Source organism: Vitiosangium sp. GDMCC 1.1324, from assembly GCF_003044305.1.
Classification (GTDB): domain Bacteria; phylum Myxococcota; class Myxococcia; order Myxococcales; family Myxococcaceae; genus Archangium.
Window position 1 is genome coordinate 562,145 of the sequence record NZ_PZOX01000003.1, and the last position, 24,632, is coordinate 586,776.

Annotated in this window: 22 protein-coding genes; 8 read left to right on the forward strand and 14 right to left on the reverse strand. The window is 68.6% G+C overall.

Annotated elements, in window-relative coordinates:
- Positions 1-4: 4 nt before the first annotated feature.
- The 7 genes from DAT35_RS10845 to DAT35_RS10875 all read right to left on the reverse strand — a co-directional run bounded on the left by DAT35_RS10845 (position 5) and on the right by DAT35_RS10875 (position 7,193).
- Positions 5-493: a GNAT family N-acetyltransferase gene (locus tag DAT35_RS10845; RefSeq protein ID WP_108066866.1), complete on the reverse strand. Its 489-nt coding sequence runs from the start codon at positions 491-493 to the stop codon at positions 5-7.
- Positions 490-2,301, reverse strand: coding sequence for a DUF885 family protein (locus tag DAT35_RS10850; protein ID WP_108066867.1), 1,812 nt, complete (start codon positions 2,299-2,301; stop codon positions 490-492). The genes DAT35_RS10845 and DAT35_RS10850 overlap by 4 nt, the downstream gene beginning before the upstream one ends.
- Before the next feature lie 61 nt (positions 2,302-2,362).
- Complete coding sequence (locus DAT35_RS10855) at positions 2,363-3,130, reverse strand: alpha/beta fold hydrolase (protein WP_108066868.1); 768 nt, start codon at positions 3,128-3,130, stop codon at positions 2,363-2,365.
- A gap of 67 nt (positions 3,131-3,197) precedes the next feature.
- Complete coding sequence (locus tag DAT35_RS10860) at positions 3,198-3,908, reverse strand: LytTR family DNA-binding domain-containing protein (protein ID WP_108066869.1); 711 nt, start codon at positions 3,906-3,908, stop codon at positions 3,198-3,200.
- Positions 3,905-4,942 carry a sensor histidine kinase gene (locus tag DAT35_RS10865; RefSeq protein WP_108066870.1) on the reverse strand — a complete coding sequence of 346 codons (1,038 nt, stop codon included), beginning with the start codon at positions 4,940-4,942 and terminating at the stop codon, positions 3,905-3,907. Before DAT35_RS10865 ends, DAT35_RS10860 begins: the two co-directional genes overlap by 4 nt.
- 31 nt (positions 4,943-4,973) lie before the next feature.
- On the reverse strand, positions 4,974-5,900 hold the full coding sequence (locus tag DAT35_RS10870; protein ID WP_108066871.1) for an alpha/beta fold hydrolase: 927 nt from the start codon (positions 5,898-5,900) through the stop codon (positions 4,974-4,976).
- Between the two features lie 309 nt (positions 5,901-6,209).
- Positions 6,210-7,193, reverse strand: coding sequence for a YafY family protein (locus DAT35_RS10875; protein WP_108066872.1), 984 nt, complete (start codon positions 7,191-7,193; stop codon positions 6,210-6,212).
- 125 nt (positions 7,194-7,318) lie between these two features.
- Here DAT35_RS10875 and DAT35_RS10880 point away from each other — a divergent pair, with 125 nt between their 5' ends.
- Positions 7,319-8,272: an SDR family oxidoreductase gene (locus DAT35_RS10880; RefSeq protein ID WP_108066873.1), complete on the forward strand. Its 954-nt coding sequence runs from the start codon at positions 7,319-7,321 to the stop codon at positions 8,270-8,272.
- Between the two features lie 46 nt (positions 8,273-8,318).
- Here the strand turns inward: DAT35_RS10880 and DAT35_RS10885 are convergent, their stop codons facing one another.
- Entirely contained in the window at positions 8,319-9,704 is a 1,386-nt protein-coding gene (locus DAT35_RS10885) for a M20/M25/M40 family metallo-hydrolase (RefSeq protein ID WP_108066874.1), read from the reverse strand.
- Positions 9,705-9,848: 144 nt separating this feature from the next.
- Here DAT35_RS10885 and DAT35_RS10890 point away from each other — a divergent pair, with 144 nt between their 5' ends.
- Together DAT35_RS10890 and DAT35_RS10895 are read left to right on the forward strand one after the other, a co-directional pair.
- Positions 9,849-10,220, forward strand: coding sequence for a response regulator (locus DAT35_RS10890; protein ID WP_108066875.1), 372 nt, complete (start codon positions 9,849-9,851; stop codon positions 10,218-10,220).
- Positions 10,221-10,239: 19 nt separating this feature from the next.
- Positions 10,240-11,124: a TIGR02266 family protein gene (locus DAT35_RS10895; protein ID WP_233261407.1), complete on the forward strand. Its 885-nt coding sequence runs from the start codon at positions 10,240-10,242 to the stop codon at positions 11,122-11,124.
- Here DAT35_RS10895 and DAT35_RS61775 read toward each other — a convergent pair.
- Positions 11,108-11,236 carry a hypothetical protein gene (locus DAT35_RS61775; protein WP_255415166.1) on the reverse strand — a complete coding sequence of 43 codons (129 nt, stop codon included), beginning with the start codon at positions 11,234-11,236 and terminating at the stop codon, positions 11,108-11,110. The genes DAT35_RS10895 and DAT35_RS61775 overlap by 17 nt on opposite strands.
- A 78-nt stretch (positions 11,237-11,314) precedes the next feature.
- On the opposite strand from DAT35_RS61775, the gene DAT35_RS10900 reads away from it, so the two are divergent.
- Complete coding sequence (locus DAT35_RS10900) at positions 11,315-12,904, forward strand: ATP-binding protein (RefSeq protein ID WP_108066877.1); 1,590 nt, start codon at positions 11,315-11,317, stop codon at positions 12,902-12,904.
- On the opposite strand, the gene DAT35_RS10905 is transcribed toward DAT35_RS10900, so the two are convergent.
- On the reverse strand, positions 12,901-14,043 hold the full coding sequence (locus DAT35_RS10905) for a class I SAM-dependent RNA methyltransferase (RefSeq protein WP_108066878.1): 1,143 nt from the start codon (positions 14,041-14,043) through the stop codon (positions 12,901-12,903). The genes DAT35_RS10900 and DAT35_RS10905 overlap by 4 nt on opposite strands.
- Positions 14,044-14,114: 71 nt before the next feature.
- Here DAT35_RS10905 and DAT35_RS10910 point away from each other — a divergent pair, with 71 nt between their 5' ends.
- Positions 14,115-14,999 (forward strand): oxidoreductase, encoded by an 885-nt coding sequence (locus tag DAT35_RS10910; protein ID WP_108066879.1) that lies wholly within the window; start codon positions 14,115-14,117, stop codon positions 14,997-14,999.
- On the opposite strand, the gene DAT35_RS10915 is transcribed toward DAT35_RS10910, so the two are convergent.
- Entirely contained in the window at positions 14,977-15,786 is an 810-nt protein-coding gene (locus tag DAT35_RS10915; protein ID WP_108066880.1) for a hypothetical protein, read from the reverse strand. The genes DAT35_RS10910 and DAT35_RS10915 overlap by 23 nt on opposite strands.
- Positions 15,787-17,193: 1,407 nt before the next feature.
- Here DAT35_RS10915 and DAT35_RS10920 point away from each other — a divergent pair.
- Entirely contained in the window at positions 17,194-18,063 is an 870-nt protein-coding gene (locus DAT35_RS10920; protein WP_108066881.1) for a DUF2381 family protein, read from the forward strand.
- Positions 18,064-18,071: 8 nt separating this feature from the next.
- Positions 18,072-20,039, forward strand: a complete 1,968-nt coding sequence (locus tag DAT35_RS10925; protein WP_108066882.1) for a serine/threonine-protein kinase — start codon at positions 18,072-18,074, stop codon at positions 20,037-20,039.
- Positions 20,040-21,492: 1,453 nt separating this feature from the next.
- On the opposite strand, the gene DAT35_RS10930 is transcribed toward DAT35_RS10925, so the two are convergent.
- The 3 genes from DAT35_RS10930 to DAT35_RS10940 all read right to left on the reverse strand — a co-directional run bounded on the left by DAT35_RS10930 (position 21,493) and on the right by DAT35_RS10940 (position 23,872).
- Positions 21,493-22,332: a M48 family metallopeptidase gene (locus tag DAT35_RS10930; protein ID WP_108066883.1), complete on the reverse strand. Its 840-nt coding sequence runs from the start codon at positions 22,330-22,332 to the stop codon at positions 21,493-21,495.
- A gap of 122 nt (positions 22,333-22,454) precedes the next feature.
- A complete protein-coding gene (locus DAT35_RS10935; RefSeq protein ID WP_108066884.1) occupies positions 22,455-23,315 on the reverse strand; it encodes an SAM-dependent methyltransferase in 861 nt (286 codons plus the stop codon).
- Entirely contained in the window at positions 23,312-23,872 is a 561-nt protein-coding gene (locus DAT35_RS10940; protein ID WP_108066885.1) for a NifU family protein, read from the reverse strand. The genes DAT35_RS10935 and DAT35_RS10940 overlap by 4 nt, the downstream gene beginning before the upstream one ends.
- Before the next feature lie 188 nt (positions 23,873-24,060).
- Between DAT35_RS10940 and DAT35_RS10945 the strand changes: the two genes are divergently transcribed.
- Positions 24,061-24,630, forward strand: a complete 570-nt coding sequence (locus DAT35_RS10945; protein WP_199242861.1) for a DUF2378 family protein — start codon at positions 24,061-24,063, stop codon at positions 24,628-24,630.
- Positions 24,631-24,632 lie beyond the last annotated feature (2 nt).

A 24,632-nucleotide genomic window follows, 5' to 3' on the forward strand; every position in this document is an offset into this window, starting at 1 on the left:
AGCCTCAAGGGGCCTGGAGGAGTTTCTCCAGCCAGACGAGGTCATCGTCGATGCCGGCTGGATAGGGCTCGACCGCCACGACCCGATAGCCGAGCCGTTCGTAGAAGGCCACATTGCCGGGCAGCCGCCGGCGGGCACCGGCACGCAGGCGGATGAACCCGAGTGGGTGGGCATGGGCCTCGAGCGCGTGCACCAACTTGCGGCCCAGACCCAGGGCCTGATGGCTGGGGTGCACGGCGATCCGCTTCAGCTCTCCGTGCGGGGCCACACCTTCGATGCGTCCGGCCGCCACCAACACACCCTCGACGTGCACCACCACCGCCTGAACGGGGGCTCGCTCCAGCCGCTGACGCAGGTACGCTTCGCTCTCTCCGAGCGCGGAGGGCCGGGACGGCAGACGCGCCACCAGGGGCTCATAGGCCGCCTGTTGCAGCGCCCACAGGGCGGCGGCATCGCCGGGGTGGGCTTCACGAATGACGACGGACGCGGTCATCGGGGGCCCGTCGCGCCGGAGCGAACCCTGGCCATCCAGGCCTCGACCCTGTGCTCGAGGATGTCCAGGGGGAGCGAGCCGTCGAGCAGCACCACATCGTGGAATTCGCGGACACTGAAGTGCGAGCCCAGCTCACGCTCGGCACGCGCGCGCAGCTCCCGGATCTTGAGCTGCCCCACCTTGTAGGCCAGGGCCTGACCCGGCCAGGAGATGTAACGGTCCACCTCGTTGACGACATCCAGCTCCTGGCGCGGCGAGTTCTCCAGGAAGTAGTCGATGGCCTGCTGCCGGCTCCAGCGCCGCGCGTGCATGCCGGTGTCCACCACCAACCGGACGGCGCGCCACATGTCGTAGGCCAGCTGGCCGAACTTGTCGTACGGGTCGTCGTACAGGCCGAGCTCGTCCCCCAACGTCTCGCAGTACAGGGCCCAGCCCTCACCGTACGCCACGTGGTAGCCGTAGCGCCGGAAGTCGGGGAGGTGGCTCTGCTCGGCGGCGAGCGACGTCTGGAGATGATGACCGGGCACGGCCTCGTGCAACGTGAGGGGGATCATCTCCCAGGTGGGCCGCGTCTCGGGGCGATAGAGGTTCACGAGGTACGTGCCAGCGCGTGAGCCATCGGACGCGGCCGGGTAGTAGAAGCCCGTGGTGACATCCGGGGCCATGGCGTCCGGGGTCGGCTCGACGCCGTAGGGCTGCCGCGGCAGCGTCTTGAACAGCTTCACCAGCAGCGGGTCGATGCGCTTGGAGAGGCTGCGATACCGCAACAGCAGCTCCTCGCCACTCTTGCAGTAGAACCGGGCATCCGAGCGCAGGAACCGGAAGAACTCGTGGAGCGAGCCCTGGAAGCCCGTCTTCACCTTCACCGCTTCCATCTCGGCGCGGATGCGCTGGACCTCGGCCAGCCCGAGCTCGTGGACCTGATCCGGAGACAGGTTCGTCGTCGTGTACTTGCGAGTGAAGAAGCCATACATCTCCAGCCCGTCCGGCAATTGCCAGATGCCCACCTGCTCGGGGGCGGCGGGGATGTACTCGGCCGTGAGGAACTGGTGGAAGCGCTCGAGCGCCGGCAACACGCCCCGCGCGATGGAAGCGCGACCCGCGGCGGACAACCGCTCCTGCTCGGCCGGGGAGATGCTTGAGGGAAAACGCGTGAAGGGGCTGTAGAACCCGCTCTTCACAGGGTCGTCCACGAGCTGTCTCTCGAGCTGTGGCGGGATGCGCTGCAGGACGACCCTGGGATGCATGAGGTGCTCGCGCAGGCCTTCCCGCATGAGCGCCATGACCTGGTCCACGTAGGTGCCGAAACCATCGAGGCGGGCGATCCAATCCTCGTAGTCCTTCATCGTCGCGAAGCGCAGCGTGTCGGCGAGCTGGTAGGCCGTCTGGATGCCCGGAGGCTGCTTGATTCCCTCCGGCAGACCGCCCACCTGGTTCGTTGGCAGCAGGTGCCACTTGAACCGGTGCTCCTCGACCCACGTCTCGTAGTCGCGACGTAACAGGTCGTAGTTGAGCTGGTCCTCGGCCGGGAGCTGCTTGCGATCCAGCTTCTGGAGCTGCGCGAGCACCTGGAGGTTGTGCTGGTGGTCCGCCTCGATGGCGGTGAGGCTCCGGTCGTCCCAGCGCTCATTCCAGCGGCGGTCACCCGACACCGACGCATAGGTCGGGCTGTGCTCCAGCTGGTACAACCACTCGCGTTCGATCAGCGCGTGGAGCGTGGCCGCGGCGGCGTTCTTCTTGTGCGCCTCCGCGGTAAGGGGGAGCGTCGCGATGAGCCCCACGGCGAGTCGCCGGACTGCTTGCAGCATGGACCGTCCTCTCTGAGTCCCGGCCAGCATAGAGCGACGCGGGGGCCCCTGCGACCATCCCCTAGATGAGCTGGAGGATGGCGCGGCCGAAGCCCTCGGGATCGTCCTCACTGAACGCGTGGCCCGAGTCCTTCACGGTGACGACGGGAATCCCAGCGGCCGCCACCCGGCGTGCCGTCTCATGGGTGTCCGAGTCGCTGCGCCCGCCGAGGACGTAGCCCTTGCGCTCGAGGGGCAGGGCGGCGAAGCGCGCCAGCATGTTCGCCCCGTGGTGGACGAGGGACACGGCGCTCCGGTGGAACGCGAGCGGATCCGCCTGCCGGAGGTTCTCCTGATACCAACCCGAGGATGTGCCACGGACCAGGTCGTCCCAGCCTCGGAGAAACGTCTCCACCGGGGTGGCGGCGGCGCGGGCGCTCCCGGTGGCGTCCTCGGGCCGGAGGTTCGGCTCGGCGAGCACGAGCGCGTGCAGCGGGCGGCCATCTCTCAGGAGACGCTCCGCGAGCAGCACGGCCAGCGTGCCGCCCATGCTGTGACCCACCTGGACGATGGGACCCGACTCCGAGCCGAGCAGCTCCGCCAGAAGCTCCGCCTGCGCGCTCAGGTCGTAGCTGAAGTCCGCTGGCCGCTCGCTCTGCCCGAAACCCGCGAGGTCCACCCAGAGGCTCGCGCGCCCCTGGAGCGCCGTGCTGCGCGCGACCGGCGGCCAGTCCCGGTTACCGGCACAACCGAGCCCGTGGAGGTAGACGAGAAGCGGACCCGAGCCCGGCGAGTGGCCGACCATCAGCCGGGGAGACCCATGAGACAGGGACGGAGGAAGCGAGGACACGGCCGGCGAAATACACCAACCTCCTGGCACGTGCTACCCACGCCCCTGGCCCGGAACGGCGCGAGGCTCAGGGAGTCATCCGCTCGCGGAAACGCAGGGACTGGCGGCGCGACATCTCCACCTCCTGCCCGCCCCGCAGCCGGACGATGAGCGTGCCTCCGGGCCCGGGCTCCAGCGCCTCGACGAAGTCCAGGTTGATGAGGTGCTGGCGGCTGGCGCGGAAGAAGCGCGCCGGGTCCAGCCGCTCCTCCAGGTAATTGAGCGAGCGCGCCAGCAGCGGCTGCGCACCGTCCAGGTAGAGCCGCGCGTAGTTGCCCTCGGAGGCCAGGAGCGGCACCTGCGCCAGTTGGACGAGCCAGCAGCGCTCCCCATCGCGGACGAAGGCGCGTTCCAGCGGGGTGCTGGGAGTGGCGGCGGCGGGTCGGGCGAGGCCACGCTGGCGCACGCGCTCCAGGGCCTCGGCGAGACGAGGAGCCTCGATGGGCTTGAGGAGGTAATCGAGCGCGTTCACCTCGAAGGCGCGCACGGCGTGCTCATCGTACGCGGTGGTGAAGACGACATCCGGCGGGGACTCCAGGCGGGCCAGCACATCGAAGCCGGTGCCGCCGGGCATCTGGATGTCGAGCAGCAACAGATCCGGCGCCAGCGCCTCCACGCGCTCGCAGGCCTCATCCACGTGGGTGGCCTCGCCCACCACCTCCACGTCCGGGAAGGCGGTGAGCAGGCGGCGCAACTCGGCGCGGGCCAGACGTTCGTCGTCAACGATGAGTGTTCTCATACGGGCAGGGGAATGTGCACACGCGCGGTGGTCACCGCCGGCTGCGTGCGATCGAGTCGAAGCGAGGCTCCCGCGCCGCACAGCAGGCGCAGACGCTCGCTCGCGTTGCGCAGACCCACGCCGTTGACCTCCGCATCCGACGCCGTCGCGGCTCCAGCATGGGTATTGGCCACCTCCAGGTGGAGGGCGCGGTCGAGCACGCGGGCTCGGACGGATACCTCACCGCCCGAGGGAGCCTGGGACACACCGTGCTTGATGGCATTCTCCACCAACGTCTGCACGAGCATGGCGGGCACGGCCACATCGAGCGCCGCGGGCTCCACGTCCATCCGCACCCGCAGACGCTCCTCCAGGCGGATGGCCTCCAGGCCCAGGTAGTCCTGCACCACCTGCAGCTCGCGCTGGAGCGGCACCGTCTCCGGAGTCCGGGCGCCCAGCGAGTAGCGCAACAGTGCCGCGAGCCGCGTCACCACCTCCTGGGCGCGAACGGGGTCCTCGACGATGAGGCCTCGCAAGCCATTGAGGCAGTTGAAGAGGAAGTGCGGCTGGAGCTGGGCCTTGAGGAAGCGCAGCTCCGCGGCCTGGGCCGCTGCCTCCAGCTTCCAGCGCTCCAGCTCCGCTGCCCGAGCCCGCTCCACCGCGTGCACGCCGAAGTAGAGAACGAGCCACACGCCCATCACCAGCACCCACTGGACGCCACTCAGCAGGAAACCTGGCCACGAAGCCTCCGCGAGCGAGTACACGCGGACCACGAACACGCACTCCAGGAAGACGAGCGTGTCCTGCACCAGGCCCAGCAGGAGACTGGTGGCCAGAACGCGCCAGGCGAGCCCCGGCAGGGACAGACGGCTCCACTCCCGCAGAGACAGCCGCCGCCGCGACAGATGCGTGAGGAAGAAGCCCGTCGCCCCGGCCAGGAGCCAGACGAAAGGAGAGAAACCCAGGCGCTGCGTCATCACGACGTTGGCGAGGGCGTGAAGCCCCCAGCCACCGAGTTGGCAGGCGACGTAGAGCCGGGTACGCGGGGTCCGCATGGATTCTCCGAAAGAGGAGACTCCAGCACACCTAGCGGCGGGGCTCCACCTGAGCCACGGACGCCGGCACCGTGGCCAGGAAGGCGTCGGTCTCGCGGAGGAAGCCCGCGGGGTCGTCCCACATGATGAAGTGCCGCGCGGTGTCACTCAGGGTGACGCGCGCACCGGAGAGGCGCGAGTACTGGCCGCGGTACACGGCCTCCACCTGCTCGCGAGCCACCCTGCCCTTCAGCGCCACCCACGAGCCCAGCACCAGCGTGGGCGCGGTGATGCGCGACAATTCCGGGCGCAGATCCGTCGTGGAGAGGTCCGCGTAGGCCCGGATGATGGTCTCCGGATCCGAATCGATGCTCCAGCGCATCGCCACCTGCACGTTCTTCTCATCGGAGATGAACGAGCGCAGCGTCATCAACGTCTGCTGATTGCGCTGTGCGGCCGACTGCATGCGCATCAGGGTCCCCATCTGCTCCACCTGCGGACGGATGCTGTCGGGCGTGGCCGAGGGGTCCATGGCCGCGGGCAGGAAGGGCAGGCTGTCCACGATGACGATGGCGCCCACCAGCTCCGGCGCATCCTCGGCCACGGCGAGCGCGAGCACGCCGCCCAGGCTGTGGCCGACGAGGATGGGCTTCTCCAGGTGCTGCTCGCGGATGTAGTCGGCGAGAGCACGGCGCATCGTGGGCAGGAAGGGCGTGGAGACGGGGGGCTGCCCCGCGAAGCCCGCGAGTGTGAAGACGTGGCAGTCGTACTGGTCGCGGTAGTGCGCGACCGTCTCGTTCCACACCTCGCCGGACGAGGAGAGCCCGGGGATGAGCAACATCGGGCGTCCGTGACCGGTGCGCTCCACGTGGAAGGGGGCGGGCGCAGCGGAGGCGGTGGCCGTGCCAGGAGCAGAGGACGTGGTGGCACAACCGGCGAGCAACGTGAGGGTAAGCAGGGAAACGAGCAGACGCGACATGACGGCTCCCGCGAAGGACCGCTCAGGGCGGTACGTGACGCGGGACAAGGTACGAGTCATCCGGAGCCGAGCCGGGGATTTGTGATGAGTGGTCCTGGGGCAGGATGAGCGGCGCCCCTTCCCTCTCAGCGCATCACGGCTCCTCCGGAGCCTCTCCGTCGTCCTCTGGCCTCGGAGAGGCACACACTCGTCCAGAGCTCCGCGTTCAGGACATGGGTCTCTACTCCGAAAGGATCCTGGGGCATGGGAGCCACCGGAAATCTATGCCGAGGCGGCCGTATGCCGCGGACCTTCGGATGTGCCGCCGTGTCATCTACCTGATGATTTCTCCGGGCCGTAGAGAGCGCGGAGGTCGTCGGAGAGAGCGCGCAGCCGGGCACGAAGCGCTTCGGGTTCGAGCACTTCGACGGTACGGCCGAGCATGCAGAGTTGCGAGAGGGCAATGGACTCGCGCTCGAAGTCGAGGGTGACCGTCTTCGTCCCATCGCGAGCCTGACGGGCCTGGGCGAGGCGCGCATGATCGGCCGGAGGCCTGATGTGCCGCAGCGCCTCCTCTCCTTCGGGTGTAACCCGGAGCTCGACCTCATATTGGGCGCGGCGTTCGGCGAATCGCGAGCACCACTCCTTCCAGAACGCCTCCAGATCGAAGCGCGCGGGCCGCTCGAACTTCTCGTCGAGCAGGCGCGCCCCTTCGACGCGAGAGCCTCGAAAGACACTCGGCCCGCGCTCGGTGCCCGCGACGAGGTACCAGCGGTCCGCCTTGATGACGAGCCCGTACGGCTCCACGACGCGGCGGGTGCGGTGTCCGTCGAAGTCGCGGTACGAGAGCCGGACGCGGTGGTCCTGCCAGACGGCATCACGCAGCACGGCGAGGTGCGGGACCCGCTCGCGCTCTCCGAACCAGGAGGACGGGTCCACATGGAGCCGCTGGCGTGCATACTCGATGACGGACTGCTGGAGGGCCGGAAGCGAGGCCGCGAGCTTCACGAGCCCACTGCGCAAGGGAGCCGACAAGCCGAGGTCCTCGAGCGCGACAGGTGCACCGACCGCGGCGAGCGCGTGGACCTCCGCCCGGGTGAGCCCGGTCAGCTGCGTGCGCCACCCCTCGACGAGTGCCACTCCGCCTGACGGACCGCGCGTCGTGTACACGGGCACGCCGGCGGCCGAGAGCGCATCGAGGTCGCGGTAGATGGTGCGCTCCGAGACCTGCAGGCGCCGCGCGAGCTCGCCGGCGGTCGAGTGCTGTCGGGTTTGCAGGAGCATGAGCAGGCTGACGAGTCGATCCGCACGCATGTTGTGACCTCTACCCGAAACACTAAGCGCCGAATCCTGACAAGAGGTGTCAGGAATGCTCGGATACATCGCTCGAACAACGACTGGCGCGGGGTGCGCATCACACACGGTCGTAGAGGAGAGCCATGAAGCCACTCGAAGGACGGATTGCCCTCGTCGCGGGAGCCACGCGGGGAGCCGGGCGCGGTATCGCGATGATGCTCGGAGAGGCGGGAGCCACGGTGTACTGCACGGGGCGCAGCGTGCGGGGACGGCCCGCCACCGGCACGCGTCCGGAGACCATCGAGGAGACGGCGGAGCTCGTCGACGCGAAGGGCGGCCGGGGCATCGCGGTACGGGTCGACCATACCGTCGAGTCCGAGGTCGTGGAGCTGTTCGCCCGCCTCGAGCGCGAGCAGGGCAGGCTCGACGTGCTCGTGAACGACGTCTGGGGCGGCGACGAGCTCATGGAGTTCAGCCAGCCCTTCTGGAAGCTCTCCCCCGAGAAGGGCCGTCTCATGCTCGACCGCGGCATCTACTCGCACGTCCTCACGAGCCGCTACGCGGTGCCCCTCATGCTCGAGCACGACCGGGGGCTGATCGTCGAGATCACCGATGGCGACACCTTCGGCTATCGCGGCAACCTCTTCTATGACCTCGTCAAGCTCTCGGTCATCCGCCTGGCGTTCGCCATGTCCTGGGAGCTTCGGCGTCACGCGATCACGGCGCTCGCCCTGACACCGGGATTCCTCCGCTCCGAGACCATGCTTGAGAACTTCGGGGTCACGGAGGCGAACTGGCGGGACGGAGCGGCGAAGGATCCCCACTTCATCGCCTCGGAGACACCGTGCTACGTGGGCCGGGCCGTCGCGGCGCTGGCGGCCGATCCGAACGTCTCGGCGAAGTCCGGACGCGTCTTCAGCTCCTGGCAGCTCGCGAAGGAGTACGGCTTCAAGGATATCGACGGACGGCAGCCGGATTGGGGCGAGTACTTCCAGAAGGCCTTCGGGCGGCCCTACACCGTGGCGGACGAGGCGGCGTATGCGTCCTGGTCCAACGGCCCGCTCGAGCTCGCCTACCCCGAGTGGCCCAAGGAGTGAGGGGACCCCAGCCAGGCGGTCCCCTCCCGCCGTCAGCGGGGAGCGGCTACTTCAGATCCTTCGCCAGCTCCTCGTACAGGTGGATGGCGCTGCGCACTGCCTTCTCGTAATCGCCCAGGTGCAGGCTCTCGTTCTCCGAGTGCGCATTGGTGTACGGGTCCTCCACGCCGATGAGCAGCGCGGGCACTCCTCCCAGTTCCTTGGCGAACGGCTCCACGAACGGAATTGACGCGCCGCATCCGATGGCCACCGGCTCCGTGCCATAGCCCTTGCGCAGCGCGCGGAACGCCGCCTGGAAGGCCGGATGCGAGATGTCCGTGAACCACGGGCCCGCGGGCGGGTCCTGCTTGATGTGCAGCTCCAACCCCCAGGGCACCACCTTCTTCAGGTGCTCCACCAACCGCCGCTGTACGTCCTGCGCGTCCATGTCCGGCACGACGCGGATGCCCACGCGAGCCCACGCCGCGTCGCAGATGATGTTGCGCGCGTCCTTGCGGCTGCTGGCCTGGATGGCGTTGATGGCCAGCGCCGGCTGCCGCCAGTTCATCTCCCACGGGTGGCGCCCGCCCAGCATCTGCGCCCCCGGCACCATGCCCACCTGCTTCTTGAAGTACTCCGCGTCTCCCGGCAGGGACTGGATGCTCTTGCGCTCGGCCTCGGAGAGCGGACGCACCTTGTCGTAGATGCCCTCGATGGCGATGCTCCCGTCCGGCTTCGTCAGCGTGGCCAGCATCCGGCACAGCGCCATCACCGGGTCCGGCACCGGCCCGCCCCACATGCCCGAGTGCACCGCCTGCTTGAGCGCGCGCACCTCCACGTCCACCGTGACGAGCCCGCGCAGCGCGGTGGTGATGGACGGCAGCCCCGTGTCGAAGTTCGTCGTGTCCGTCAGCACGATGGCGTCCGCCTTCAAGAGCGCCTTGTGCTTCTGCAGGAATGTCTCGAGGTGCTCACTGCCCACCTCTTCCTCGCCCTCGATGATGACCTTCACGTTCAGCGGCAGCCCGCCTCCGCCCTTCAGCCACGCGTCCACCGCGGACGTGTGCACCACGATGCCCGCCTTGTCGTCCGCTGAACCCCGGCCATACAGGCGTCCGTCTCGCACCTGCGGCTCGAACGGCGGGCTCTTCCACGCCGCCTCGTCTCCCGCTGGCTGTACGTCATGGTGGGCATACAGCAGCAGTGTGGGCTTGCCCGGAGCCTTCAAGAGCTCGCCGTACACGTACGGATGCGCACCTGGAATCTCCAAGAGCTGCACATTTTCGAAACCACGCGACTTCAACAGTCTCGCTGTGGCTTCTGCGCTCGCGCGCACCTGCGCGGGATCGAACCCATCGAAGGAGACGCTGGGGATGCGCACCAGCTGCTTCAAATCTTCGAGGTAGCTGTTCTTTTGCGACTCGAAATGGGCAAGGGCTTTCTCGGTGGACATGCACCTCCACTTACTCCAAAAGCAGGCGACACCGTGCTGCGCTCGTCGACTTCCAGTCCTTCACCTTTCACCCAGCGTTCATCGCTGCACGGCCTTCCCCGGTGCGCGCGCATTCGAGTGCCATCCGGCCTATCATTCCTCGGCATGTCCACTCCGACGCTTCTGTTGGTCGATGACGATCGCTTCGTGCGTACCCTCTTGAGGGACGCCATCCACGAGAGTGGCCTCGAGGTGAGACTCCTCGAGGCATCGGACGGGCAGGAAGGACTGGAGGTTGCCGCACGCGAGCGCCCCGCGGTGATGTTGTTGGACCTCTTCATGCCCCGCCGCAGCGGACTGGAAGTGCTGGCGGCCATGAAGGACTCCTCGCCGGACACGCGCGTGCTCATCATCAGCAGCATGGATGCCGAGCCCGTGGTGGAGCAGGCGATGTCCGCTGGAGCGGTGGGCTTCGTGGGCAAGCCCTTCCATCCCCTGGAGATCGCCCTCGCCGTCCGGCAGGCGCTGGCCCACTGATTCCACACGAGGAGAGCGCGTGTCGAACTATTGGATTGGAGATTCCATCGGTCGCGTGCTGGGGCCCCTGACGCTCCAGTCACTGCGCGATCTGATCGGCTCGGGGCGGCTCAAGGCCGTGACCCGCGCCTCGCGCGACGGCTCCACCTGGGAGCCCATCGAGCACTTCAACGAGGTGAAGGATCTGCTGAGCGCGGCCGGGGCTGATCCGGCCACCTCCGGGCTGCAACAGGCCGAGCGCCTGCGCCAGCAGCTGCGCCAGATGGAGGGCCTGCCGGCCCATCAGCTCTTCGGCGTGAAGCCGGACGCCCCGCTGGAGGAGCTGCGCGGCGCCTTCTTCCGGCTGGCCAAGCGCTTCTCTCCCGAGCACCAGGGGCCCGACACCCACCCCGAGCTGCGCAAGGTCAGCGCCGAGGTCTTCGAGCTGCTCGCGCGCCGCATGCGTGAGCTGGAAGCCCAATCCACCCCGTCCCAGGGCGTCCGGGCGGCGGCCCCCCATGCGGCCCGTGGCGGGCAGCAGGCTCCGGCCTATCGCTACTCGGCCGAGGAGTTCGTCGGCCTGCAGATGCGCAACGACCGGCTCCAGATAGAAATCAAGGTGAATGCGCGCAACGCGGGCATCTTCACCGACCACCGCATCATCAACCTCCAGGCCGGCGGCCTCTTCATCCCCACGGACAAGCCGATCCGGCTGGGGACGCGGGTGGACCTGGTGCTCAACTTCGAGCAGCAGCAGCGGCAGATCAAACTGCGCAGCTCCGTCATCTGGGAGTACACGCTGGATGACGGCAAGCAGCCGCGTGGTTACGGGCTAGGCTTGGCGGACCTGCGTGCGGAAGAGCGGACCTTCGTCGATGAGTTCCTGCGCGCCAACCGCGTCGTGGCGCCTACATCCTCCCGCTGAGGAGCACGACAGACAGGCAGAACCAGACGGCTGCCACCACCATCACGGCCTTCAGCTCCACTTCGTCCGGATTCGTCACGTTCCCGAAGTACATGTGCAATCCCCCATTCATGCCCTACGCTCCTGTCTACGGAGCACGGCAGGGGTGATTGCACCGTGCATTTCCGGGTGACGGAGGGAGGAGAAAGAAGTGTCCGACACGGCGGAGTACCGGCCGCTCGATGGCCTGCCGGCACCGACGCTGGTGACCCGCGGAGAGCAGGTCATCCACGCCAACCCGGCGCTGCTGGCGCTGCTGGGCGTTGGCATGGAGGAGATACGCGACGCCAGGCCCCTGGAGCTGCTGGCCCGCTTCTCCCCCGCGGATCGTTCGTGGCTGGAGCCGATGCACGCGGACTACACGCGCGGGGCGACGGTCCCCGACAAGCTGTGGCTGCGCGTGCACGTGACGGGAGGCCAGGAGCGGACGTACTGCCTGCGCCGGGGCAGCGGGCTGCGGCCCGAGGACACGCTGCTGATGCTGGTCGACGCCGAGGGGGAGGCCAGCATGCGGCGGCTCACCGAGGCGCTCGTGGAGGCCTCGGGCGAGCTGGTGCACTGCCGCGATGAGCAGGCCGTCCTGGAGATGGCCGCCGAGGCCATCCACCGGCAGGGCTTCTTCGTGACGGTGCTGCTGCTGGAGGGGGACGCGCTCGTGCACGGGCCCATGCGGCAGGACCCCGCTCAGGTGGCCACCGGCGAGCAGCTCCCTGGGAAACCTGGCCGTGAAGTCCGCGTCCCCCGCGCCAGCATGCCGCACCTCGAGGAGGTGCTCGCCCGGCGCAAGGCGGTCTTCCACCATGACCTGTTCGGGACGCTCGGGGGGATGCGGCACGACCACTCCATCGTCCGGGCCCTGGATGCGCCCATCTTCGTGGAGGGAGTGCCCTTCGGCTTCCTGTCCATCCAGGGCGAGACGCTGACGCCGACGAGCGCGGCCACGCTGGAGCTGTTCGCGCGGCAGGTGGGAGGGGCCTTGGAGAACGTGCGCCACCACCGGAGCGCCGCCGCGCGGCTGGCCGAGCTGTCGCGGTTGCAGTCGGAGCTGGTGGCGCAGGAGCGGCTGACGGTGCTGGGAGAGGCCGCGGGCGTGGTGGCCCACGAGGTGCGCAACCCCCTGGGCGCCATCCTCAACGCGGTGGCGGTGCTCAAACGGGACAAGCTGGGCACCATCGGCACGAGCGCGGTGGAGATGCTGGAGGAGGAGGCCACGCGGCTGGATGCGATGGTGCGCGACCTGTTGGACGTGGTGCGCCCGTTGGAGCCCCGGCCCCGGCCGCTGCACCCGGGCGAGCTGGCCCGGCGCACCCTGGAGCTCTTCCGCGAGCGGCGCCAGCTCGGCCAGGTGCGGGTGAGCGTGGATGAGGCGCCCGACGTGCCAACGCTCCAGGCGGACGAGACGCTGTTGCAGCTCGCGCTGGAGAACCTGCTGCGCAACGCGGTACAGGCCTCGCCGCCACGAGGTGAGGTGCGGGTGGTGGTGCGCGGTGTGCCGGAGGGCCTGAGCCTCATCGTGGAGGACGAGGGCCCCGGCGTCTCCCCGGCGGATGCCCAGCGCCTCTTCGAGCCCTTCTTCACCACGCGCACCACGGGCACGGGCCTGGGGCTGGCCGTGGTGCGGCGGGTGGTGCTCGCCCACGGGGGCACGGTGTCGGTGGGCCAGCGGCCCGGAGGCGGCGCGCGCTTCGAGCTGCGACTGCCCCTCCAGTGTGAGCCGCGGCCCCTGCCTCCCCTCCGCTAAAGCGCGCTCAGCAAGAGGCGGCAGCGCAGGCCCCCGTTGCGCACCGGGAGACTCCGCCCCTCGGGAAGCCCCAGCGCCCGGATGAGCCCTGGGTCCTCGGGGACGAGCACCGCGGCGCGCCAGCCCGTGAAGGCCCGCCGGAAGGTGGCGCCCAGTGCCCGGTAGAGCCCGGGCAGGTCCTCCGCCTCCCCCACCCGCTTGCCGTAGGGTGGATTCACCACCACCAGCCCGGGCCCGAGCCCCGCCGGCACCGCCAGCGTGCGCACGTCCTGGCGCTCCAGCGTGAGCGTCACCCCGGCCCGCCGCGCGTTGCGCCGTGCCGTCCCCAGCGACCCCGCGTTGATGTCATGGCCTCTCAACACCGAGCGCGGGGCCGGCAGCGCCTCCGCTTCCGCCCGGGCCTTGCGTGCGCCCCAGTCCGCCGCGACGAAACCGGGGAAGCGCTCGAAAGAGAAGGAGCGCTGGAGCCCTGGAGCCCGCCGCTGGGACATCCACGCGCCCTCGATGAGGAAGGTGCCCGAGCCGCACATGGGGTCCACGAGCGGCTCCACCCCGTCGTACCCGGCCAGCACCAGGATGCCCGCGGCGAGCGTCTCGCGCAGCGGGGCCCGGCTCACCTCCTGCCGGTACCCGCGCCGGTGCAATGGCTCCCCGCTGGTGTCCGCGCTCACCGTGCAGGTGTGGCCCTCCACCCGGACCAACAGGGTGAGGCCCTCGGAGACCTCCTCGTCTAGTGGGCCCGCGCGCTCCACCGAGGGCAGCCTCCACGCCTTCGCCGCGGCGGCCAGCACCGCGTCCGGCCCCTTGAAGGGCGCGCGATGCAGGGACACCGAGAGCCTCGGCGCCGTCCGCCCGTCCCACACCTGACCCAGGGGCAGCCCGGCCAACCCCTTCGCGAGCGCCCCGGCCTCCGGCGCGGCGAAGTGCCCCAGCCGCAGCAGCACCCGGCTCGCCGTGCGCAGACGCAGGTTGGCCTCCTGGTGCAGCCCCGGCGCACCCGTGAGCTCCACCCCGCCCTCCACCCGCCGGGGCGAGAAACCAAGCGCCTCCGCCTCGGACTCCAAGGCGGGCTCCAGTCCCGGCAATGCCGAGACGAAGACGTGTTCCCTCTGTTGGACGTTCATCACCTGAAGGGGCATTGTCCGCGACCGACGCCCGGCCGCAACGCATTCCTCGAAGGAACGTCCACCGGGCTGGTAGGGAGGAGGCCATGAGCGCAGCCGTGACGACCGCCCGGAACCGCCCCCGGGAGTACGAGGTGACGGTGACCGATGTCCGCATGGAGACGCATGACACCGCCACGCTCTCCCTGGACTTCGGCCCCGAGCGCCCCGAGTACCGGGCCGGCCAGTTCATCAACCTGGACCCGCATCAATTCCACGCGCTCGGCCGGTTCTCCGCCTACCTCCAGGAGCAGAAGGGCCGCAAGGAGCCCGCACGCTCGTACTCGCTCGCCTCGGCGCCGCACGAGCCCCGGCTGTCCATCACCGTGAAGGATGAGGAGTTCATCCCCGGCTTCACCCGCTACCCGCCCCTGCTCTCGCCCTACCTGGTGCATGGGAACCTCACCGGCACGAAGATGCGCGTGCTGGGCTTCATGGGGCCCTATGTGCTGCCGGAGGACGTGGAGGAGCGCACGGACCACCTCGTCCACGTCATCGCCGGCTCCGGCGCGGTGCCCAACTTCTCCATCATCAAGGACGCCCTGCACCGGGGCCTCAAGCCGCGCCACACCGTCCTCTATTCCAACAAGACGTGGGGCGACGTCCTCTACCGGGAAGCCCTCGAGGCGCTCGAGCGCGCGCACCCGGACAAGCTTCGCGTGGTGCACACCCTCACCCGCGAGACGGACGAGTCCCGCTTCGGCCCCACCGTGCGCAAGGGCCGCGTCAGCGAGGCCCTGCTGGAGGAGCTCATCCCGGATCGCACCACGTGCCTCATCTACGTGTGCGGCCCGGCCATCACCCCATGGGACCGGCGCAAGGCGCTGGAGACGCGCACGCCGGCCACGCCGCGCTTCATGGAGGCGGTGCTCGGCCATCTCCACACGATGGGCATCGAGGACAAGCGCATCAAGCGGGAGTCATACGGGTAGCGGACTTGAAGCCCCGCAGTCTCCCGAAGCGCTTGCGGAGCACCTGCGCCGTCCACATGAAGTCCGCCAGGAGCGGCCAGTGCGCATCGAAGAAGTCCAGCTCCTCCTGCCGGAAGGGCGGCAACACCAGCCATTGCACGACGGACTCGCGCGCGTAGCGCTCGGGCTCCAGCCGCCAACTCGCGAACTCCCGCAGCAGACGCGTCCGGTCACACAGGTAGCCCTCGAACCTCAGCAGCGGCCACCAGTCATCCAGGCGCTGCAGCGCCGCGCCGAAACGCCCCTCCCTGCACAGGAGGGCGGCCTCGGGGAGGATGAGGAAGGTCGCCGTGCCCTCGCAACGGCGGTGGGCCTCCTCGAGCCAGCGCCTGGCGCGCGAAGTGTCTCCCTGCAGGGTCAGGCATAGCGCGAGCTGCCCGGGCAACGCGGCCCACAGAACCCGGCTCGAGCGTGGGAGGGCCCGGCCCATGAGGGGCTCCAGCGTGGCCACGGCCTGTGCGTACTCGCCCCGGTGTAGCTGGCAGAGACCCACCCGCGCGAGCGCCTCCGTCCGACGGCCGCCGAACGACCAACGCGCCGCCGTCTGGAAGTTCCGCTGCGCCTCCTGGAGGAAGCCCATCTCCCAGCAGTTGGAACCCCGGCGGTAGTGAAGGGAGCCGCGGCGCACGAGCCGAACCACCAGCGAGCCGGCGGCGACGCACACGAGCATCAGCAGAAGGGGGAGTGACGAGAGGAGGCCGAGGAGGAAGAACTCCGGACGCACGGAAGCAGGCAACTGCCAGTTCATGGGGGGATTCCAGGTGGACGGGAGAGGTCTGGTCCCCTACACTACCGCGCCGGTCACTCCGATGCGAGACCTTCAGCCCGCGATGCAGTACCAGGAGTCCAGGGGATGGTGCCGCCCGCATGTGAGCCCTGGCCCGCAGGCATCGGGAGCCTGTGGCTCGCAGGGCTTGCGGCACTCGTACTCATGGCAGACGTACCCGTCGGGGCAGGAGAAATCATTGTCGCAGATGCGCCTGCACTCCGTCCGGAGCTCCGAGGGACGCTGCGGAGATTCGAGCACCCTGCAGGCATGTCTATCGGGACATGGATTCTTCCGGCAGTCATCGCCAACGACCCGGGCGCAGATGGATGCGCCTCTTCCGCGCGGAAGACACTGGAGCCCCTCGGGACAGGGGCGGCCTTCGCACGTGGGCAGACACGAAGGAGGGCCCTCTCTGCCTTCGGAGCAGAAAAAGCCAGCCGGACACGTTGACGAATCATCCAGCCGGCATGGGCGTCCGCATCGCCTCTGGCAGAGCAGCCCCCGTTCACAACCGTCCTCCCGGACGGCGGGAAGCACACGGCACCTCTCTCCTTCCTTTCTCACTCCAGTCAATGAGCAGATGCGAACCACGGCCTTTCCGCTGTCGGTCTTGACGGGAACACAGGAAAAGCCCTCGTCACACTGCTCGTCCGTTTCGCATGTGCTGTCCAGGCACATATGAAGCTGCGAGGAACCCTTGATGAGACAACCCAATTGCGGATCACAGTCGGCATCCGTACGGCAGTCCCGCTGGTATGTCAGAAGGGATTGCCGAACCTCGGGGGAAAGCATCGGAATGAACTTTTCGCTCTGCCGCCCCCGTGCATCCGTCCGTAGCATGGCAACAGATACCAGCCAGACGAGTGGAAGCAGGAGAAACACACAGGCCGAAGCAACCAGGAGCATGCGCCGCAGCATGGGTCGTCCCACCAAGGCTCAATCCCTACCATTCCTCATCAGCATCAATCTCACCCCGAAGAGGACATTGCTGAGGACAGTTCCCCGAATGGTCGACTTCGTCGCCACACTTCAACAGCCACTCATCTGAAGTCATGTGGCACGCGCTATGCAACAAGGCTTCCCTGATGATGTTCTTGTGTAGGGTTTTCTGGACGTAACCCTCCTTGCCCCAGGTATGCGGGCAAGCAGTCCCGACGGCGATCAGCAGTACTACGACTGGCAATCGTCTCGTCATCTGGCCTCCGTGAGGAGCACAGCGAGGAAGGGTCGCAGAGTACCGCGCCATCGCATCCGGTTGCACGGCCTCCGCGCCCTGAAACGTCCGGCATCAGAGGAACACCGAACCCGACAGCACGGGCATATCCACGGAACTGCTCCGGTCCACCCGTTGACCTGCTAGGTTCACCTGCCGGAGGAACCTCCCGAGTGAGCCTGCCCCTTCCGCGCCGTGCCCTGTGTCTGTTGCCCCTGATGGGTGCCGCCTCGGCGGCGGCCCAGCCACGCCTTCTCTCCAGCCCCGAGCTGAAGGCGCGCCAGGTGGTGCTCCCCGACAACCCCATCGCGCCAGCACCAACGGTGCGCACTGCCCCCGGCTACGACACCGTGCTGGAGTTCGATGCGTCGATCGACCCGGACTCCGTCTCGGTGGAAGGGCGCGAGGAGCGCTTCGCGCTGGTGGAAGCGACCACCCTGCTGGTGGTGCTGCGACCAACGCTCCCGCTGCCCGAGGACAGGCCCCTGCTGCTGAAGCTGGGCTTCGCGGATGGCCTGCCACCCACCCACGCCACGCTCGCGCTCGTCCCGGCCACCGGGGAGGTGGATGTCCAGGTGCGGGTGATTCGCCGGCCACGCTCGGTGCCGGCGCTGGAGTCCGAACTGGAGGCGGTGCTCGCCCGGTGTGAGGCGGGCAGCTTCGTCAAGCTGGCGCTCTCGGGAGAGCTACAAGATGGCGTGACCTGGGAGCGACTGGAGCTCGTGCGTTCCTGGAGTGAAGTACAGGTTCGCTGGCAGGACGTCTACCGCTCGCGCGCCCACGTCGTGGTGGCCGTGGAGCTCAAACTCCCCCCGGAAGCCAGGCCCTGGACTCCCGGCGAGGCTTGGTTGCGGGATGCGACGGGCCACGTGGTCCGGCGGCTACCCGTGTGGATGGATGGGGCGCGGCTCCAACCGGGTGAGGTCCGCTCCCTCGCAGTGGAGCTGGAGCGGCCCTCGAAGGAAACGGACCAGCGCTGGAGCCTGGAGTTCCGCGAGAGGAACGGCGAGCGCGGCGTGCCCCTCACCCCCTTCAAGCTCTGAGGTGACCCATGCACGAAGAGACATCCTTCCTCCGGCCCGAGGCCCTGCCACCCGGAACGGAGGTAGGCCAATGGCGCGTGGTGGAGAAGCTGGGCGTCGGTGGCTACGGCGCCGTCTACGGGGTGGAGGACGTCCACCACCCCGGAGCCTCGCACCTCCTCGCCCTCAAGCTGGCGCTGCGCCCCGGTGACCTCCGGGCCGAACGCGAGGTGGTGCTGCTGATGGAGAAGGCCGTCCACCCCCACGTGGTGCGCTTCCACGGCTGCGGGCGCTGGCCGGACCCGACAGAGGGCCATACCTACCATGTGATGGACCGGGTGCGCGGCCAACCCCTGGACGTGTGGGCCGAGACGCTCAACCCCTCCTTTCTCCGGTTCGCCGAAGTAGGGGCGAAGCTGGCCCTCACCCTGGGAGAGCTCCACGGCCGGGGCGTGTTCCACCGGGACGTGAAGCCCGACAACATCCTCATCCGGGAAACGGACGGAGAGCCGGTGCTGGTGGACTTTGGCGTGGGGGACTACGTGGGCGCGGCGCCACTCACGTCCACCCCGCTGCCCCCGGGCACCACGCACCTGCGCAGCCCCGAGGCCATGCGCTTCTGGCTGGAACGGGGCCAGCGCTCCGGCAAGCAGTATGCGGTGGGCCCCGCGGATGACCTGTACGCGCTGGGCGCGAGTCTGTGCCGGGCGGTGACTGGGCACTACCCCTTCTCACCCAGGCTGCCGGCGGACGTGCTGGGCGTGATGATCGCCACCTGGCGGGCCCACGCGCCCCAGGACTTCAACCGCCGGATACCGAGGGCGCTGAGCGATGTGCTGGCGCGCATGCTGGCAAAGGAGCCGGGGAAGCACTACCGCGACGGCGCCGAAGTGCACGACGCACTGCTGTCGGCGGCGGCCTTCGGAGGGCGCGCGCAGTGGGAGGCGAGCCTCTTCGAGTGGGAGGAGGTGCTCGCGGCCGGGAAGGGAGAGGCTCCCCGGCGCATCCGCCGGCCCGCCCATCCCACCCGCCCGGTGACGCCTGACGAGCCCAGGGTAAGACTCCTCCCAGCCCACCCCTCTGTGGGGCGCCGGGGCCGCGGGCCACGGGCCGAAGCGCAAGCGCCCTCTCCAGCTCGACGCCAGGCATGGGGTCTGGCAATGCGACGTAGCTCCTGGGCCGTGGTGCTCGGGCTCGGCCTCGTCTTGCCCGGCATCTGGCTCCTGGCCGTTCACTTCTCCGGCTCCCAGCGTGCTCCGGAGTCGGCGCGGGCCGAGCCCTCCCTTCCGGCGGCCCTCCGGTCCAGGGGCGGTGAAGTGGCGCGAGCACCGGAACTCCCCGATGCTGGGTCGGCCGCAGCTCCACTACCTATGGAGTCAACCCCTGCGGCTGCCGCCCCCGCGGAGGCACGAGTCACGAAAGGCCCGCCCATGAAGAAGCCCCAGCAGACAACCCCTGATGCATCCCCCCAGCAGGAGTCCGGCTCCGTGGGCAGGGTCCTCGGAACCACCGCCGCCGTCTGCGTGGGCCTGGCCTGTGCCAGTGCCCAGGTGCGCCCCGCCAACGCGGACTGCCCGGCCGAGACGCGCACCGTGATGGAGGAACTCGGCCTGCGCCCGAAGAATGGCCCCACCATCATCACCGACATCCAGCAGGGTGAACCGGGGCCGACCGAGGACCAGACCCATGCCATCGTCCGCTCCGGCCCCATCATCAGCAAGATGCTCATCGCCTATGGCCAGCTTCCGGAGGGCACCCTGCTGTTCGGCAAGGTGTTCACTGAAAGCACGAACGTCTACGGCCGGTACGACCGGGCCCAGACGCCCGACGGCAAGACGTACCCCGTCTGCTTCACCCTGGGCAATAATGCCGAAGACGGCTTGGAGAAGCTCCCGGGCTCCCAGCCGGGTGCTGCCCACATCTCGCGCGTGGTGCCCATCACCGCCGTCAAGCGCTTCGTCTTCAAGGAGCCGCGCAAGGAGGAAGAGGAGGAATAGGCGGCGCGCGCATCACCCGGACGTGCCGTCCTTCGATGCCGCCGCGGCCTCGAGCGCCGCCGACCGCTCCGCCTGACTCCCGGCCCGCTCTTCTTCGCGGCGGGCCACCCTCCTCCATCCGCTTCAATGCCGCGCCCAGACGCCCTCTCCGGCAGGAAATGGCGACCTCGGGCAGCACCAGGAAGGTGGCCCTCCCACCCGCGCGAGCGCCGACGTCGTCAGTCCGATGTGAAACCTTCAACCCGGAATGCAGTACCAGGGGTCCGCGGGATGGTGATGCCCGCAGGTGAGCCCTGACCCGCAGGTCGAGGGGCTCCGCGGGTCGCAGGGCTTGCGGCACTGGTACACGAGGCAGGGGATTCCTTCCGGGCAATCCGAATCCTTCTTGCACCATTGGATGCATTGCGTCCGCACCTCCCAGGGACGCTGGGGAACCTCGAAGACATCGCAATACAGCCCCTCGGGACATGGATCCTTCCGGCAATCAGGCCCTTCTACCCGGCCGCAAACCGAGACGCCGTCTTCCTCGATTCCCCGTGGAATGCACTGCTGTCCCTCGGGGCAGGAACGGCCCTCGCATGTGGGCAGGCAGGAGGGAAGGCCCTCACGGCCTTCCGAGCAAAAGAAACCTACCGGGCAGCTCGAGGGGTCGTCCACCCGGCATGGCCGACCACACCGCCATTGACAGAGCAGGCCCGGCGAACAAGCGTCCGCGAGACTGTGCGCGGGTACCCAGCACTCCTCCCCCTCCTTGCGATGCCCGATGAGCGAACACGTCCGCACCATGGCTTTACCCACGAAGCTCTTGAGAGCAACACAGGCAAAGCCTTGCGGACAGTCCGAGTCCCGCGTGCACTCGCTATCCGTGCAATAGGCCACCCCTGAATGCCCGGCCATGAAACAACCGAGCAGGGAATCACAGTCCGCATCCGAGCGACAATCCCGCTGATATGTCAGTAGGGACCGACGTACATCCTCAGTCAGTATCGGAAGGACATTTGCATCCTGCGCCTGTGGCACGGTTCGCGATTGCATGGACGTGAGGAACAACCCGGCCATTGGGAGCAGGAGGAGGACGGAAGCCAGGACCCCCACGAGAATGCGCCATCTCATGAGCCGCGCCATCTCAAATCATTGCTTTCCATGGGGTATCCAGGGAGGGCACCCGGGGGGACAATATTTGTGATAGTTCTTCTCACTGCAAAGCTTCTTCCAGTTATCCCCCGTGACTGAACATGATTCCGACTCGGGATTGATCCCCATCAAATCTCTGTGCAACGGGACTTCAACGGCGCTCTGTCTGCCCCACGTATCTCCGCACCCCATGTCCATGAAACCGAATAGCACCAGCACCAGGAGTCGTTTCGACATGGGGTCTCCAGCATCAGCGAGGGCGCCAGCATAGCAGCACGGCCACTGCCCTCCGGCCATTGACCTGCCAGGCCAGGTCGCATCACCCGGACGTGTCGACCTTGGATGCCGACGCGGCCTCAAGCGCCGCCGACCGCTCCGCCTGACTCCCGGCCCGCTCTTCTTCGCGGCGGGCCACCAGGTCCTCCCCGAGCTGCATGAAGTCCGCGAGCACCGGCCAGTGCTCCCGGCAGAACGCCAGCTCCTCCTTCGGGAACGGCGCGAGTGACAACAGCGCCATCGCGACGAGGTCGGCATTGCGCTCGGGGTCTACCCCTCTCTGCGCGTAGGCCCGGAACAGCCGGAGCCGACGGCCCGCGACGCCGTCTTTCACCAAGAGCTGCCAGCAGTCCTCCATCCGCTTCAATGCCGCGCCCAGGCGCCCTTCCCGGCAGAGGATGGCGACCTCGGGCAGCACCAGGTAGGTGACCATTCCACCAAAGCGGGCGCAGGCCTCGTCGAGCCAGCGCTTCGCCCTCAGGGTGTCCCCCTGCATGGCCAGGCACAACGCGAGGAGCCCGCGCAGTACGACCTCGTCCCTCCGCAGCCAACGCGGCAGCCGCTGGTCCATGAGCGGCTCCAACATGGCCACGGCCTCCGCGTAATGGCCCTGATGCATGCGGCAGGCAGCCAGCCCCGCGAGTGCAGCCGTGCGGTGGGTCCCAGACGAAAGTCGAGCCCCGCGCTGGAAGATCTCCTCCGCCCGCTGAAGCCAACCCCCGCGCATCAGGCGGAAGCCAAGACGGTAGTACTGGAACCAGAGACACCGGAGCAGGAACTCCAGCAGCGCGGCGGCGCAGAGCAGTGCTCCCAGAATCGACAAGCAGATGCCACCCAGCGCGAGCAGCTCCGGGCTCTTCAGGGCGGGCAGTGACCACTTCATGATGGGGGCTCCAGGGTGATGGCAGAGGTCATGTGCCCCACCCTACCGCGAACGTCACCCGCAGGTACAAAAGGAAGGCGCCCCTGGCATGGCAGGTGCGGACCCTCGGGTGTCCTCGAAACTCAGGCGGTAGTGGGAGCCGTGCGCGGCGCGGGCTCCACGCCCAGCACCCGCGCCAGCTTGGGCCGCACCCCGAAGGAGCCCAGCAGGGACTCCAGCTTCGCGCGCGCCTGCCGGTTCTCCCGGTGCACCCGCCGGCCCAAAATCAGCTCGTTCTTCAGCGAGTGCTCCCAGCCCGTCAGCTCCGTCACCGTCACCTGGTAGCCGAAGGCCTCCAGCGTCAGCGCGCGGATGACATTGGTGAGGTGGCTGCCAAACTCGCGCCGGTGCCACGCGTGCTGGTAGAGCAGCGCCAGCGTCGGGTCCACCGCCTGCCGGCTCTCCTTGAGCTGCGCGGCCACCTCGGCCTGGCAGCACGGCACCACCGCCACGTGGTCCGCGCCCTTCTGGATGGCCACCGCCAGCGCGTCATCCGTCGCCGTGTCGCACGCGTGCAGCGCGGTGAGCAGGTGGACGCGCTCCGGCCACTGCGCCGTCTCCAGGTGCGCCGTCTGGAACTCCATCCGCCCGAAGCCCAGCCGCCCCGCCCGCTCCTTCGCCCGCTGCGTCAGCTCCGGCCGCCCCTCGACATTCACCAGCGTGCCCGCCTCGGCGTCCTTGAGGAACAGCTCGTACAGGATGAAGCCCAGGTACGCGTTGCCGCTGCCCGCATCCACCACCACGGGCGCGTCGTGGCGCGTCTGGACGTCCTCCATCGCCGGCTTCAACAGGCCCACCAGGTGGTTGACCTGCTTGAGCTTGCGCAGGGCGTCCGCGTTGAGGTTCCCCTCGCGCGTGAGCAGGTGCAGCTCGCGCAGGAGCTCCTTGGACTGGTCCGGCAACAGCTCCCGCCGGACCTGCTGGCCTTTGACTTGCCGCCTCAGACGGACACCACCTCGGAGACCTCGGGGACGAGCTCACGCAGGCGCGACTCGATGCCCATCTTCAAGGTCGCCGTGGACGAGGGGCAGCCCGCGCACGAGCCCTTCATGTGCAGGTAGACGATGCCCTCCTCGAAGCGGTCCAGGGTGATGTCCCCACCGTCCTGCGCCACCGCGGGGCGAATCTCCGCGTCCAGGATCTCCTGGATGCGCGTCTCCACCGTGCCGCTCGCGCCCGCCGCCGCCCGCGCCGCCGCGAGCACCTCCTCGTTCACCGCCGGCAGCCCCGCGCTCAGGTGCTCGTCCAGCGTCGCCATCACCGAGTCATTCAACTCGTCCCACTCGCCCTCGTCCCCCTTGGTGACGGTGACGAAGTTGCTGCCCACCATCACCGCCGTCACGCCCTTGATGTCCATGAGCTTGACGCCCAGCGGCGACTTCTCCTCCGCCGCCTGTTTGCTCGTGAGGTTGACCGCTCCGGACGACACGAGCCGCCGATCCACCACGTACTTCAGCGTGCTGGGGTTAGGGGTCCACTCGAGCTGGATGTTCACCGACATATCGAAATCTCTCCCGTGCCCCCTTCCTCTAAGCCGCCCGGCCGCCCCTGGCAACCAGGAGCTTCCGGGGCTCCTCCCGACAGGGTTGCTTTATCTGACAATCAGATTTTTACCTGACTTTAGCGATTGGCCGTGGAGGCATGATAAGCTGAGAGAACGGTTGGACACCCAACCGTGGGAGATGTCCCATGGAAAGCCCGAGTCTGCAGATGCGGGTCCCCAGTCCGACGGTTCAGCCACGCATCCCCTCGAGTGTGTTCGAGGGACTCTTCGTCCGAGGACTGGATCCGAACAGCGAGCTGCGCCGGGCGCTGGAAGCGGAGGGGTACGATCCAAAGTGTCCCGAGGTCGACTACCCGGTGCAGGTGTGGAAGCGGTGCGTCGCGCTGGCGAGGGACCTGATCTACGGGCAGCTGAGCGACGCGGATGCCTACCGCATCCTCGGCCGCAAGCTGACCGAGGGGTTCGCGAACACGCTGGTGGGCCGGGTGGCCGCGGTGGCGCTGCCGATGATTGGCGCGGCGCGCGTGGTGGAGCGGCTGCCGCGCTACCTGGCGATGATGGGGAGGCCGGACCTGGAGGTGCAGCTGGTGACGGTGGGTGAGCGGGCCCGGCGCGTCATCATCCCGGACGTCCACAACCGCCCGGAGTTCATCGCCGGAGCGCTGGAGGTGGCCCTGGAGCGCGCCCACGTGCAGCCCATCATCAGCGTGGAGGAGCGCTCGCACCTGGGCTTCCGCCTCCTCATCCGCTGGTAACA